This is a genomic window from Flavobacterium sp. (genome assembly GCF_035456225.1).
Taxonomy (GTDB): Bacteria; Bacteroidota; Bacteroidia; order Flavobacteriales; family Flavobacteriaceae; genus Flavobacterium.
Window position 1 is genome coordinate 1 of the sequence record NZ_DATIDM010000196.1, and the last position, 13778, is coordinate 13778.

The 13778-nt window shown below is 36.0% G+C and carries 12 protein-coding genes and 1 pseudogene; 10 read left to right on the forward strand and 3 right to left on the reverse strand.

Annotated features, from left to right (window positions below; translation table 11 throughout):
- Positions 1-419: pseudogene (locus tag VLB74_RS11610) on the reverse strand (LPS-assembly protein LptD); the annotation flags it as partial.
- Positions 420-541: 122 nt separating this feature from the next.
- On the opposite strand from VLB74_RS11610, the gene VLB74_RS11615 reads away from it, so the two are divergent.
- The 10 genes from VLB74_RS11615 (at position 542) to bshA (ending at position 12089) form a co-directional block, all read left to right on the forward strand.
- A complete protein-coding gene (locus VLB74_RS11615) occupies positions 542-1612 on the forward strand; it encodes an N-acetylmuramoyl-L-alanine amidase family protein (protein ID WP_325203620.1) in 1071 nt (356 codons plus the stop codon).
- A gap of 45 nt (positions 1613-1657) precedes the next feature.
- Positions 1658-2752 carry an N-acetylmuramoyl-L-alanine amidase family protein gene (locus VLB74_RS11620; RefSeq protein ID WP_325203621.1) on the forward strand — a complete coding sequence of 365 codons (1095 nt, stop codon included), beginning with the start codon at positions 1658-1660 and terminating at the stop codon, positions 2750-2752.
- 53 nt (positions 2753-2805) lie between these two features.
- Positions 2806-3762: an MlaD family protein gene (locus tag VLB74_RS11625; RefSeq protein ID WP_325203622.1), complete on the forward strand. Its 957-nt coding sequence runs from the start codon at positions 2806-2808 to the stop codon at positions 3760-3762.
- A 19-nt stretch (positions 3763-3781) separates the two neighbouring features.
- Positions 3782-5116, forward strand: a complete 1335-nt coding sequence (locus VLB74_RS11630) for a (Fe-S)-binding protein (RefSeq protein ID WP_325203623.1) — start codon at positions 3782-3784, stop codon at positions 5114-5116.
- A gap of 74 nt (positions 5117-5190) precedes the next feature.
- Positions 5191-5982, forward strand: coding sequence for a (Fe-S)-binding protein (locus VLB74_RS11635; protein ID WP_325203624.1), 792 nt, complete (start codon positions 5191-5193; stop codon positions 5980-5982).
- Between the two features lie 205 nt (positions 5983-6187).
- Entirely contained in the window at positions 6188-6811 is a 624-nt protein-coding gene (locus VLB74_RS11640; protein ID WP_325203625.1) for a hypothetical protein, read from the forward strand.
- 144 nt (positions 6812-6955) lie between these two features.
- Positions 6956-7438 carry an ABC transporter ATPase gene (locus VLB74_RS11645; RefSeq protein WP_325203626.1) on the forward strand — a complete coding sequence of 161 codons (483 nt, stop codon included), beginning with the start codon at positions 6956-6958 and terminating at the stop codon, positions 7436-7438.
- A 39-nt stretch (positions 7439-7477) separates the two neighbouring features.
- Positions 7478-10387: a serine hydrolase domain-containing protein gene (locus tag VLB74_RS11650; RefSeq protein WP_325203627.1), complete on the forward strand. Its 2910-nt coding sequence runs from the start codon at positions 7478-7480 to the stop codon at positions 10385-10387.
- A gap of 30 nt (positions 10388-10417) precedes the next feature.
- Entirely contained in the window at positions 10418-10888 is a 471-nt protein-coding gene (locus VLB74_RS11655) for a DUF1801 domain-containing protein (RefSeq protein ID WP_325203628.1), read from the forward strand.
- A gap of 67 nt (positions 10889-10955) precedes the next feature.
- Positions 10956-12089: an N-acetyl-alpha-D-glucosaminyl L-malate synthase BshA gene (gene bshA, locus VLB74_RS11660; RefSeq protein WP_325203629.1), complete on the forward strand. Its 1134-nt coding sequence runs from the start codon at positions 10956-10958 to the stop codon at positions 12087-12089.
- A gap of 47 nt (positions 12090-12136) precedes the next feature.
- Here bshA and VLB74_RS11665 read toward each other — a convergent pair whose 3' ends face one another.
- The gene (locus tag VLB74_RS11665) at positions 12137-12664 is read right to left on the reverse strand and encodes a hypothetical protein (protein WP_325203630.1); all 528 of its coding nucleotides are present in this window, start codon (positions 12662-12664) and stop codon (positions 12137-12139) included.
- Between the two features lie 107 nt (positions 12665-12771).
- Positions 12772-13569 (reverse strand): hypothetical protein, encoded by a 798-nt coding sequence (locus VLB74_RS11670; protein WP_325203631.1) that lies wholly within the window; start codon positions 13567-13569, stop codon positions 12772-12774.
- Positions 13570-13778: the final 209 nt, after the last annotated feature.

Consider the following 13778-nt stretch of genomic DNA (forward strand, 5'->3'; position numbering starts at 1 on the left):
CCTTGTTTAAATTTAGGCAACTGAGTATATTTTCCGGTCGAATCCTTGATTCTTCCGGCATAAACTTCGTCTTTTTCGTAGTTAAGGACGATGACTCCTGCTTTAAGTTCAATGTCTTTATATAATAGTTCGGCCTCATTATAAAGCGTCAGTTCCTTCTTTTTCTGATCGATTTTTTCGTAATTCTTTGCTTTACGTTTAACGATTCCTTCCAAAAGAGGCTTCTTTTTTTTGATGGTGTCGTTTTTAACCGAGTCGATCGGTTTAATGACATCATTCAGCCCTAAATTTAGGCTATCTTTCTGTTTTGCAGCAGGTACAGAAATTGATTTGGAAGGATTTTCCTGAGCTTGAAGTTCAAAATTTCCAAGTGTTAGGAAAATTGATAATAAAACGATATGAAATAAGTTTGTACGCAACGCTTTTAATACTATTTTTGTAAAAATGTGGCTCAATTTTTGACGGGTCAAACTTACATATATTTTTCGTCAAAATTAAGCATTTAGTAAAATTATAATCATTCGGAATTATTAGTTCGTATATGCCAAATAAAGTTAAAGCATATTTATATTTATTCGTACTGTTGGTGCCCGGTTTTTTATTCTCACAATCTAAATTTAAGGTTGTTTTGGATGCCGGACATGGAGGTAAAGACCATGGGGCTATTAAAAACGGATTGAGGGAGAAAGAAGTAGCTCTTGATGTAGTATTGCGTATCGGGGAAATTTTAAGCGAGAATAAAGATATAGAGGTGCTGTATTCAAGAAAAAAAGATGTTTTTGTTGAATTAAGGGAAAGAGCAGACAAGGCTAACAAAGCAAAGGCCGATTTGTTTGTTTCCGTACATTGTAACTCAAATAATTCGTCAACGCCATATGGTTCATTGACTCTTGTTATGGGACTTTCGCGTAAGTCTACCAATCTTGAGATTGCCAAAACAGAGAATTCCGTTATCTTTCAGGAGGCGAATTATAAAAAGAACTATAAAGGATTTAATCCGAATAATCCTGAAACCCTTATAGGACTTAAACTTTTGCAGGAAGAGTCATTGAAATCGAGCATTGATCTGGCAAGCTTTATTCAGAATAAATTTGAAAAAAAGCTAAACAGAAAAAACAAAGGCGTACATCAACAGCCGTTATGGGTACTGGACGCTACTTGTATGCCGGGTGTCCTTATAGAACTTGGTTTTATTTCTAACAAAAAAGAGGCAAAATATTTGGGTTCAGAGCAGGGTAAAAATGAAATGGCAAGAGTAATCGCCCAATCGATCTTACAATATAAGGAAGAGCATTTTTCGGGTTCTGTATCTGATAGCAGAGCAGAAACGGTTTCAGAGAAACAAGAAACTAAGTCGGAGGAAACTGCATCAGTCCAAAAGACTAAAAATAAAAATTATAAAGTTCAGATAGGAACAAGTAAAACGAAGTTAGACACCAATCCTTCAAATTTTAAAGGATTGAAAAATGTAAGCAGAATATTCGAGAAAGGGTATTATAAATATTTTTACGGTAATGTTGATACTATTTCCGATTGTGAAAAATTGTTAGCGGAGGCTAAAAAGAAAGGATACGATACGGCTTTTATTGTCTCGGACAATGAAATTAAATAATAAAAAAGGAGCATGAAAATGAATGTGTTTTTTAAAATGACTTTTATGGCTTTGGTTCTTGCTTCAGGAGTAAGCCAGGCGCAAAATAATGCAAGATTCAGAGTTGTTCTTGATGCGGGTCACGGAGGGAATGATTTTGGAGCAACTTATCACGGTTATGTAGAAAAGAATAACGCACTGAATGTTGTTCTGAAAGTTGGTAAAATTCTGGAAGCCGATTTGGGGACTCAAGTGATTTATACCCGTCAAACCGATGTTTTCATTCCTTTGGATGAGCGTGCTGATATTGCTAATAAATCTAAAGCAGACATTTTTGTGTCCATACATTGTAACGCAAATAAAAATCAGGTGGCCAGCGGAACTGAAACCTATGTAATGGGGGTTACCAGAAATGCGGCTAACCTGGAAGTGGCCAAAAAAGAGAATGAGGTGGTTACTCTGGAGAAAGACTATAAAATCAAATATGATGGTTATGATCCTAATTCTCCAGAATCTGTAATTGGCATGACCGTAATTCAGGAAGAATATCTTGATCAGAGTATTGAGCTTGCAGCGGGTATTCAGGAAGGTTTTGAAGAAGGACTTAACAGAAAGAGCCGTGGCGTGAAACAGGCGGGTTTCCTTGTGTTGAGAAAAATTTACATGCCTCGTGTACTGATAGAGATGGGATTTGTGTCCAATAAAGAAGAAGGCGCTTTTTTAAGTTCCGATGAAGGGCAGGAGCAAATAGCACAATCTATCGCTAAAGCAATTCTGGATTACAAAAATGAGTATTTTGTTCCGGGAACCGAGGAATATGTGCCGATAGAACGACCAAAAACCATTGAAAAGGCACCTCAAAAAGTTGATACCTCTAAAGTAAAAGATACAAAATCGGGAATCGAAAGCGGAACGGTTTTTAAGATTCAGATTTCAGCCAGTACAAAAAAAATGGACTTGGTGCCAAGTAATTTTAATGGTTTGAATACTATTTCTATGGAAGATGATGGAAATATCGTCAAATACTTCTACGGAAATACAAATGATTACAACGAATCGAAAAAATTATTGGAAGAAGCCAAAGCGAAAGGATATAATTCTGCTTTTATTGTAGCCTATAAAAATGGTCAGAAAGTTTCAATAAACGAAGCTTTACGGTAATATAAAACCATTCTAAACTATTTTGTTTTAATTTTGTTAAAAAATAATTGATTTTGAAAATTTCTAGAGAAGTAAAAACCGCAATTTTAGTCATTGGTTCCATATTGTTATTCTTTTGGGGATACAGTTTTTTAAAAGGAAAGAACCTATTTGACACGTCCAGAAAATTTTATGTTTTATATGATAATGTTGAAGGGTTAAATCCTGCGGCAGCTGTTACAATTAATGGTCTTACGGTTGGAAAAGTAAGTGCTATTACGATTCAGCCGAAAACAGGGAAATTGTTGGTGGAAATTCAAATGGATAACGATCTTCCAATATCAAAATCTAGCACGGCAAGTATTTATGAGCCAGGTTTTATCGGAGGAAAGCAAATTGCAATCAATCCTAATTTTAAGGACACTAATTATGCAAAATCAGGAGATTATCTGCAACCTAATATAGTATTAGGTCTAACGGCTTCTTTGGAGAAAAATTTAGCTCCCATACAGGAAAAACTAGATAATGTTCTTGCCAACGCCGATAAATTGGTAATAAACATCAATGAAATTCTTGATGCCAGAACCAAAACAAATCTTAAAGAAACAATTGCCCAGTTAAATGAAACGATGGCTAATCTAACTGCTATGTCTGGAAATATGGGTAAAATAGTTACCGATAACAGGGAAAAACTTGGAACGGCTGTAGCTAATTTGGACAAGACAACAAGTAATTTTGCTAAAATTTCAGAAGATCTTGAAAAAGCCAAGTTGGGAGAAACAGTTGAAAATCTTGAAAAAACATTGGTTAATGTCAATAAAATGGTTGCCGATATGGAGTCCGGTAAAGGAACGATGGGTAAACTCATGAAAGACGACGCTATGTATAATAACCTGACAAAAGCCTCTAAAGAATTGGAACTATTACTACAGGATGTACGTTTGCACCCAACACGTTATGTAAATGTTTCAATGTTCGGCAAGAAAGAGAAACCGTATGTTGCACCTACAGAAGAACAACCTAAAAAATAGAACCATATAAACAAAGCCTATGAGTTATTTAGACAATATATTGTTTGCGGTGCTTCTTGTTTTAGGAGGCGGATATTTTGCCGGAAATATCAAAAAACTTATCCGTAATATTAAACTCGGACAAGATGTAAATCGAACAGATAATCCTTCAGAGCGTTGGAAAAATATGGCAATGATTGCTTTAGGGCAGTCAAAAATGGTACGCAGACCGGTTGCCGGTTTCCTTCATATTTTAGTTTATTTAGGATTTGTCATCATCAATATTGAAGTACTTGAAATTGTAATTGATGGTCTTTTCGGGACACATCGTGTATTTTCATTTATGGGTGGCTTTTACAGCTTCCTGATTGCTTCATTCGAAGTGTTGGCATTGTTGGTGATTGTAGCCGTTGTAACTTTTTGGATGCGACGTAATGTAGTAAGGCTTAAACGTTTCATTCACGGTGATTTAAATGGATGGCCTAGAAATGACGCCAATTATATATTATATTTTGAAACCGTGTTGATGTGCTTGTTCCTGTTCATGAATGCTGCCGATTTGCATTTACAGACATTAAGTGTTCCAGGATACGAAAGTATTGGATCTTCAGCGTTTCCAATTTCTCAACATATAGCGCCAATGTTCAACGGAATGTCTGAAAGTTTGGTTCATATGCTTGAAAAAGGAGCTTGGTGGCTTCATATTGCAGGGATTTTAGTTTTCCTGAACTATTTATATTTTTCGAAACATTTACACATTTTATTGGCGTTCCCGAATACATATTTCGCTAATTTAAAACCACAGGGACAGTTTGATAATCTTGAATCAGTTACAAATGAGGTTAAAATGATGATGGATCCGAATGCCGACCCATTTGCAGTTCCGGCTCCGGATGCTGAAGCAGCCCACGTTAAGTTTGGTGCCAGCGATGTTCAGGATTTAAACTGGGTTCAGTTGTTAAACGCCTACACTTGTACTGAATGTGGTAGATGTACCTCTTCTTGTCCGGCTAATCAGACTGGTAAGAAATTATCACCTCGTAAGATTATGATGGATACCCGTGACCGTTTAGAAGAAGTGGGTAGAAACATCGATACTAATAAAGGTGTTTTTGTTCCGGATGGAAAATCATTACTGAACGATTATATCACTCCGGAAGAACTTTGGGCTTGTACGTCTTGTAATGCATGTGTGGAAGAGTGTCCGGTAAATATCAGTCCGCTTTCCATTATTATGGACATGAGACGTTATTTGGTAATGGAGCAAAGTGCTGCACCGACAGAATTAAATGCTATGATGACCAACATCGAAAACAACGGTGCGCCATGGCAATACAACCAAATGGATCGTTTGAACTGGAAAGACGAAGCATAATTAAAATAAATTAGAATTCATTATTAAACTTTGCAACTTGCTAATCAGCAACTTTGCAGCTAATATAAAGAAATATGTCAGCAAATATAGTAGTGCCTACAATGGCCGAAATGATGGCTCAAGGTAAGCAACCGGATGTGTTGTTTTGGGTTGGTTGTTCGGGAAGTTTTGATGATAGAGCAAAGAAAATCACAAAGGCATTTGTAAAACTTTTGAATCAGGCTAATGTTTCGTTTGCTGTTTTAGGCACAGAAGAAAGCTGTACTGGAGATCCGGCCAAAAGAGCAGGAAATGAATTTTTGTTTCAGATGCAGGCGATGACCAATATAGAAGTGATGAACGCATATGAGATTAAAAAAATCGTAACGGCTTGTCCGCATTGCTTTAATACCATTAAAAATGAATACCCTGAATTAGGTGGAAAATACGAAGTGGTTCATCACACTGAATTCTTAAAATCATTGTTAGACGAAGGTCGTTTATCGATTGAAGGAGGTCAGTTCAAAGGAAAGAGAATTACGTTCCACGATCCTTGTTATTTAGGTCGTGCAAACAACGTTTATGAAGCTCCACGCGATTTAATCCAAAAATTGGATGCCGAGTTAGTAGAAATGAAACGTTCAAAAAGAAATGGTTTATGTTGTGGAGCAGGAGGTGCTCAAATGTTCAAAGAGCCTGAAAAAGGAGATAAAGACATCAATGTTGAGCGTACGGAAGATGCATTGGAAACACAACCGGATATCATTGCAGCGGGTTGTCCGTTCTGTAATACGATGTTAACTGACGGTATCAAATTTAAAGAAAAAGAAGGTTCAATCAAAGTAATGGATGTGGCCGAATTGATTGCCAATGCGCAGGATTTATAAGATTTTATCTTTTTTAAAATAGTAAAAGCCACAAATTTCTTTGTGGCTTTTTTGCTGTTTTTTTATTGTTAATTTTTTTCGTCGATTTATTTTTGCTTTTGTCGATTTGGGTGTTTTTAATCAGTTTTTATAACAGTTAATCGGATTAATTTATTTGTCATGATTTCAAAAACTAATTTAGACATACAATTAGAAACAAGGGGTCATGAAAAAAAATTACGTAACACAAACAGTGTGTGTGGCTATACTACTGTTTGTACAAATTGGGTATTCCCAAGTGGGAATAGGAACGACTAATCCGTTGTCAACATTGCATGTGCAAGGTACGATGAGGATAACTGATACAAACAACACAACCACTACGACGAAATTGACGGGGACCTGTGCATCGGGTATAGTGGCAGATGTTGCAGTGGGACAAAATTTATCCCTAGTTGGTAATGTGTTAAATGCTAAAGAAGCTGATAACTCTATCTTTAAAGTTGCTTCAGTGCCTTTAACACACACTTCATCAAATTCAGTGTATAATAATTGGGATTTGCAGTTGAATAGTGTCAATGCGGGTGTTGTTATTATAAGGTTAACCAATCCCGGCCCAACAAATAACTTTGAGATCAGCGGGATTTCTGGAGGAACAAATGGGAGACACATTATTCTGTATAATGCGTCTACGGCAAATATGAGGATAAATGGTTTGGCACCATCATCGGCAGCAGCAAACCAAATTGATACTACTGGTACAACAACAACAACTTCCGGAGTCGGACTTGTGGACATGGTTTATGACGGTGCTGCATCAAAATGGATTGTTGTCAGCATTAGAGATTAATAGATTCAAGATAAAATAGGGGTTAGTTATAATTGTGGCGAAAAACCATTGCATCTCATACTGCAATGGTTTTTTTATTAAAATTAATTTAAGATTTCTGCATTCTAATTCTAAAAGGTTATTTTTGTAGTTTACTTTAAAATTATGTACGTAGATTTTAATACACTTCCCGAAGAATCAAAAATTTGGATTTATCAGTCAAACAGGAAATTTTCTGAAGAAGAATTAGCAGAAATTGAATCTTCCTTAAAAAACTTTATTGAAGAATGGACCGCTCATGGTAGCGGACTTCATGCTTCTTTCGTAACAAGATACAATCGTTTCATTGTGTTAGCTATCGATCAGACGATTAGGGCAGCAACAGGATGTTCTATTGATGCTTCCGTTAGTTTTATCCAAAGTCTGGAAAAAAAATATGAAGTCGATTTATTGGACAAAATGAATGTTACTTTCAAGTTAGGAGATCACATTGCTTATAAGCCGTTAATCGATTTCAAAAAAATGGCAAAAGAAAAAGCGGTTTCCGAAAACACCATCGTTTTCAATAATTTAGTAAATACGATTGGAGAATGGCAGGATTTTTGGGAAGTTCCGGCAAAAGAGAGTTGGCACAACCGATTTTTTTAATAAGCTTTCCAACGATTTTTAATTTCCAAGTGTTTTTAAATGAGATATTTCCTTTTCATAATAGTTTTTATAAGCCAGTTTGCCTTTGCCCAGGACGAAATTTATTTCAATGACCATTCTTTGGCCAGGGAAAAGGTTTGGGTTGACAGTATTTACAATCAGCTTACTTTTGAAGAAAAAGTAGGGCAGCTTTTCATGGTTGCTGCTTATTCCAATAAGGATGCCGAACATGTAAAATCCATTGAAAAGCTTGTTGAAGATTATAAAGTAGGAGGTGTCATTTTCTTTCAGGGCGGACCAGTACGTCAGGCTAAATTGACGAACAAATATCAGTCAAAGTCTAAAATACCGCTTTTTGTGGGTATTGATGCAGAATGGGGGTTAAGCATGCGTCTGGATTCTACTTACCGTTATCCGTGGAATATGACTTTAGGTGCCGTTCAGGATTTAAAACTCATTGAAAAAATGGGTAAGCAAATGGCCAAACAAACCAAACGACTTGGGCTTCAGTTCAATTTTGCCCCGGTTTTGGATATCAATACCAATCCAAGCAATCCGATCATCGGAAATCGCTCATTCGGAGAAAATAAAGAGAATGTAACCAACAAGGCTTTGGCTTTAATGAAAGGAATTCAGAGTGAAGGCGTATTTGCCACGGGTAAACATTTTCCGGGGCATGGTGATACTGCAACGGATTCACATCACACGTTGCCTTCCGTTACTTTTTCAAAAGAACGCCTGAATGAAGTAGAATTTTATCCGTACAAAAAGCTTTTTAAAGAAGGATTAGCGAGTGTTATGGTCGCTCACCTGAACGTACCGGCCCTTGAATCAAGAGAAGGATATCCGACTTCCATCTCTCATAATGTAGTTACTGATTTATTACAGAAGGAATTAGGCTTTAATGGTTTGATCTTTACAGATGCACTGAACATGAAAGGTGCCAGTAACTTCAAACAGCCTGGAGATATTGACCTTGAAGCCTTTTTAGCAGGAAATGATATTTTGCTTTTCGCTGAAAATGTTCCTGTGGCCGTGGAGAAGTTCTGCAAGGCTTATTACTGTGATTCGCTGATTAGTGATGAGCGTCTGGAACATTCGGTTAAAAAGATTCTGAAGTATAAATTTAAATCTGGTTTAGGTAATTATAAACCGATTGATTTAAATAATTTGTATGAAGATTTGAATGCTCCGGAATATGAGGATTTGAATTATGAATTATATGAAAATGCTGTAACGGTTTTAAAGAAGGAAGAGAATCATTTTCCTATCAAGAAGGTTGAGAATGAAAAAATCGCCTACATTAAGTTGGGTGATGATAAGAATCAGGCATTTTTGAATTCGTTAAAAACGTATGCTCCTGTTACCGAGGTTTATCCGGATAGTATTCATTTACTTTTAAAGGAACTTAAAGGATATTCGAAAGTGATTGTCGGTTTTCATAAAGCTGACGGAGCTTGGAAAAAACACAATTTCGAAGCTAATGAGCTTGTAATTCTGGATTCGATTTCAAGATATAATAATGTGACTCTAGCTGTTTTTGCAAAACCTTATACGTTATTGCCGATTTATAATTTCGGAAATATAAAAAACGTGGTTTTGGCTTACCAGAATAACGACATTGCACAAACAGTTGCCGGTGAAATCATTTTTGGAGCCACGGAAGCAAAAGGTAAAATTCCGGTTTCCATCAACAATTTCTTTAAGGTAGGGGATGGATTAAAGACGGTTAAAAACAATAATATTTTGTCTTTTTCCACTCCGCAACGTGTTGGGATGAATCCTAAAATCCTTTCTAAAATTGATATATTGGCACAAAAAGCGATTGACGGAAAGATGACTCCGGGAATGCAGGTTTTAGTGGCACGAAAAGGAAAAGTAATTTATCAGAAATCATTCGGATATCAGGATTATACTAAAAAGACTAAAGTAACCAATCAGGATGTTTATGATGTTGCTTCGTTGACAAAAATCCTTTCCACATTACCAAATCTGATGTTGCTTTACGATAGGCATAAGATTACTATGGAAACGAAATTGGGAGATATGCTTCCGATATTCGAAAAAACAGATAAAAAGAATATTCATCTGAAAGAATTATTGGCGCATCAGGCGGGGTTACAGGCTTGGATTCCTTTTTATCAGTCAACATTGGACAGCACCAAACACCCGTCTAAAGAATATTACAGAAAAACATATTCTGCCGAATTCCCATTGCAGGTTTCAGAAAATTTATTTTTGAGAAGAACCTACAATGATACTATCATGAAACGTATCGCCGAAAGTAAATTATTACCTAAAAAAGAATACAAATACAGCGATTTTACTTTTATTATCTTAAAAGAGTATCTTGAAAAAGCAATGCGTCACCCATTGGATCAGTTAAGTCAGAATAATTTTTATAATTCTATAGGAATGAGTACAATGACCTATAATCCATTAAGAAAAATGGATGTTAGTGTCATTCCTCCGACAGAAATGGATAATTACTTCCGATACACTAAAGTTCAGGGATATGTTCACGATATGGCAGCTGCCATGCAGGGCGGAGTGGGAGGTCATGCCGGATTGTTCTCCAATTCGATGGATGTGGCTAAAATGATGCAAATGTATCTGCAAAAAGGACATTATGGTGATAAGGAGTATTTCTCGGATAAGACATTTGATGTTTTCAATACCTGTGTTTATTGCAGCACCGGAAACCGTCGGGGGTTGGGCTTCGATAAACCACAGTTAAGCGGAGAAGGCCCAACATGTGGTTGTACTTCGATGACAAGTTTCGGACATACCGGGTTTACAGGTGCCATTGCATGGGCGGATCCAAAAGAAGATTTGGTTTATGTTTTCTTATCCAACAGAACATTCCCCAGTGCTGCAGAAAATAAATTATCAAAAGGAAACATCCGGGAAGATATTCAGAAAGTAATTTATGAATCGATTGTAAAATAAATTTTTTACATTAGATAAAAATTCAATTTCATGCAATCAATAGCAAAAACACCCCAGGAATATATAGATTCATTGCCGGAAGACCGCAAGGTTGCGGTAGAGAAACTTCGCTCCGTAATTTTGAATAATTTGCCAAAAGGTTTTCATGAAACTATGGGGTATGGGATGTTAGGTTATGTAGTACCCCATTCAATTTATCCAAATGGTTATCATTGTAAACCTGAGACTCCTCTTCCTTTTTTGAATATTGCTTCTCAAAAGAATTTTGTGGCGGTTTATCATATGGGAATGTATACTGATAAAAATTTATTGGATTGGTTTACTTCCGAATATCCGAAACATGCCAAAACAAAATTGGATATGGGTAAGAGTTGTATCCGATTTAAAAAAATGGATCAGATCCCGTTTGAATTATTGGGAGAATTATTCCAAAAAATGAGCGTTGAAGACTGGATTTCGAAATATGAAGCGGTTTTAAATCAAAGTTCAAGACAAAGTTAATATTATCTAAAAGTAAGGGTTTGCCTTACTTTTTTGCTTTAAATTAGTGTCCACTTAAAACAAAAAAATGAAGATTGCAATCGTATGTTACCCGACCTTTGGCGGTAGTGGTGTTGTTGCTACAGAATTAGGACTGGAACTTGCCCGTCGTGGTCATGAAGTCCATTTTATAACGTACAGTCAGCCAGTCCGTTTGGCACTTTTAAATCCAAATATACATTATCATGAAGTGAACGTGCCAGAATATCCTCTGTTTCATTTTCAGCCTTATGAATTGGCTTTGTCCAGTAAATTAGTAGATATGGTTAAGCTTCATAAAATAGAAGTTTTGCACGTTCATTATGCGATTCCCCATGCGTATGCCGGTTATATGGCCAAACAGATGTTGAAAAGCGAAGGGATAAAAATTCCGATGATAACCACTTTACATGGAACCGACATCACTTTGGTGGGGAATCATCCGTTTTACAAACCGGCAGTGACTTTCAGTATCAATAAATCGGATTATGTTACATCGGTTTCACAAAGCCTGAAAGACGAAACGTACAGATTATTCGACATTAAAAGGGAAATTGAAGTAATTCCGAATTTCATTGAAATAGGAAATGAACCAGGAATTCTTCCTTTAGATTGCGACCGTACTGTGATGGCAGACAAGGATCAGAAAATTATCACTCACATATCTAATTTTAGAAAAGTTAAGCGTATTCCGGATGTAATTAAAGTGTTTTATGAAATCCAAAAGCAGATTCCGTCAAAGTTAATGATGGTTGGAGAAGGGCCGGAGCGCGAAGCTGCCGAGCAAATGTGTGAGGACTTAAAAATCGATGACAAAGTAATTTTCTTTGGAAACAGTAATGAAATTGATAAGATTTTAGGTTTTACAGATCTTTTTTTACTGCCTTCTGAAACGGAAAGCTTTGGTTTGGCTGCTTTAGAAGCCATGGCCTGTGGAGTTCCTGTGATTTCAAGTAATTCGGGCGGTCTTCCGGAAGTTAACAAGCAAGGATTTTCAGGTTATTTGAGTGATGTAGGTGATGTGGAATCCATGGCGAAAAATGCCATATCAATATTAAAAGATGATTCCGAGCTGTTTAAATTTAAGAGAAATGCATTTGAATTAGCCAAAGAATTCGACATCATGAATATCATGCCTATCTATGAAGATTTATACCAACGGGCAATAACAAAGTTTAAATAAAAAAGGGCTGTTTCTTGAAACAGCCCTTCTCTTTTTTGATAATAATTTTAGAAACGGTATCTGGCACTTAAGCCGAAATCACCACCAAAATGGTCATCTCTTACATCTGCATATTCGTTGCTTACATAGATTTCAGGACGGAAATCAAATGAAAGTTGAAGTGGAAAATCAAAGTTATATTCAATACCGATGTCACCTGTAGCGATTAAGAACATTCCGGAATCATCGTGATCATGATAATAATCATCATCATGGCCGTGATCGTGATGATAATCATTGCTATTCCATACGCCAATACCAATTCCTGGACCCGCATACCATTTGAAACCATTTTCGATGTTCCATACCCATTGATAAACTCCGGTTAATTTTACGGCATCATAATGGTCTGAATCATTCCATCCGAAATCAAATTCAAGGCGGTTTTTAGTGGATACCCATCTTTGATAAGATACTTCGGCACCAAATCCGTCGTTGTTTCCTAAACGTAAACCAATTGCATTTTTTAATTTTTGTGCTTCCGCCGCATAGGATAACCCCATTAACATCACAGCGGATAAAATTAATTTCTTCATAAGTAATTTGTTTTTGCGAATAAAATCTCCCCTTTTTGAAAGATAATTATTCTAAATAGATTTGAAGTTTGTTTTTTCAGTTATCTCACAAACGTCGTTTTTTTAAATTAATTGTATGTATCTAAAAATTCTTCTTGTGTACTTGTATTTGATGCAGGAATGCCAAGTTGATTGGCGACAAGTTGATTTATTGAATAATTAGTAATTGTTTTAGAATAAGCTACTCCAATACCATCAGCTAAATATTGTGTAGATTTTACAACATCCTGCGAGTCTAAAACTACAATCGATACGCCGGACATTACAGTGGTTATCTTCACATTCAAAATGATTTTTGAAGTTCTTACGTTTGTATAAGTTTCACCTCTTGGAGTAGTGAAACTTGGCATAACTTCTCCTCCTTTGGACTGTAAAGTATAGTTTATCGTTAGAGGAAATCCTTCTACAGTCTGCTGAAATGAACCTGTTTTAGTTGAAAGAACTTCATCTAAAGTTGCATTTTTCTTGAAAATGATAAAGTCAACCACCGACAGATCTAATCCGATTGGTAATTCTTGTCCGTCTGCTAATGATAAATTACCCGATAACAATAATTTATGGTCTAATTCTCTGACACCGTTATTTCTTAAAGAAGAAGAGTAAAATCCGGTAGACACATCGTCTTTGGTCTGGAATTTTTTATAAGTATTTCCTTCAATGATAACGTCGCCGGAAATATATAATGAATCTCTGGTATCATCCATTCCTTCTTCAGCAACATCATAAGTCCAATATTTGTCAGTGGCTAACGGAATTGTAAAATTTGTATCTGGAGTGTTGTTTCCTCCACTGTTGGAATCATCGGAAGAGCACGATAAAAACAGTCCGCTTAAGACAGCAGTTAAAAGTAAGATTCTTTTTTTCATTTTTTTAGGTTATTTGTTAGGTGTGCTAATATAGTAAAAATGAAAAATCATCCTTGTTTTTTGGTTAAAATATTTGTTAGGATTAGTTGATCTGCAAGTCTTTCCTCAAATTGAAAATATTCTGTATCTTCTTCCTGAATACAATTATGTTCATGCCTATATAGTTTCCACCTTTTTTTATTGTATTCTAATGCAGTCAGATTTTCTAT

Bases quoted from the DNA above. Each gene is read 5' to 3' on its own strand.
- VLB74_RS11650 (WP_325203627.1), top strand. From the start codon at position 7,478: ATGAGATATTTCCTTTTCATAATAGTTTTTATAAGCCAGTTTGCCTTT.
- VLB74_RS11630 (WP_325203623.1), top strand. From the start codon at position 3,782: ATGAGTTATTTAGACAATATATTGTTTGCGGTGCTTCTTGTTTTAGGA.
- VLB74_RS11640 (WP_325203625.1), top strand. From the start codon at position 6,188: ATGAAAAAAAATTACGTAACACAAACAGTGTGTGTGGCTATACTACTG.
- VLB74_RS11665 (WP_325203630.1), bottom strand. From the start codon at position 12,664: ATGAAGAAATTAATTTTATCCGCTGTGATGTTAATGGGGTTATCCTAT.
- VLB74_RS11655 (WP_325203628.1), top strand. From the start codon at position 10,418: ATGCAATCAATAGCAAAAACACCCCAGGAATATATAGATTCATTGCCG.
- VLB74_RS11645 (WP_325203626.1), top strand. From the start codon at position 6,956: ATGTACGTAGATTTTAATACACTTCCCGAAGAATCAAAAATTTGGATT.
- VLB74_RS11615 (WP_325203620.1), top strand. From the start codon at position 542: ATGCCAAATAAAGTTAAAGCATATTTATATTTATTCGTACTGTTGGTG.
- VLB74_RS11670 (WP_325203631.1), bottom strand. From the start codon at position 13,569: ATGAAAAAAAGAATCTTACTTTTAACTGCTGTCTTAAGCGGACTGTTT.
- VLB74_RS11620 (WP_325203621.1), top strand. From the start codon at position 1,658: ATGGCTTTGGTTCTTGCTTCAGGAGTAAGCCAGGCGCAAAATAATGCA.
- bshA (WP_325203629.1), top strand. From the start codon at position 10,956: ATGAAGATTGCAATCGTATGTTACCCGACCTTTGGCGGTAGTGGTGTT.
- VLB74_RS11635 (WP_325203624.1), top strand. From the start codon at position 5,191: ATGTCAGCAAATATAGTAGTGCCTACAATGGCCGAAATGATGGCTCAA.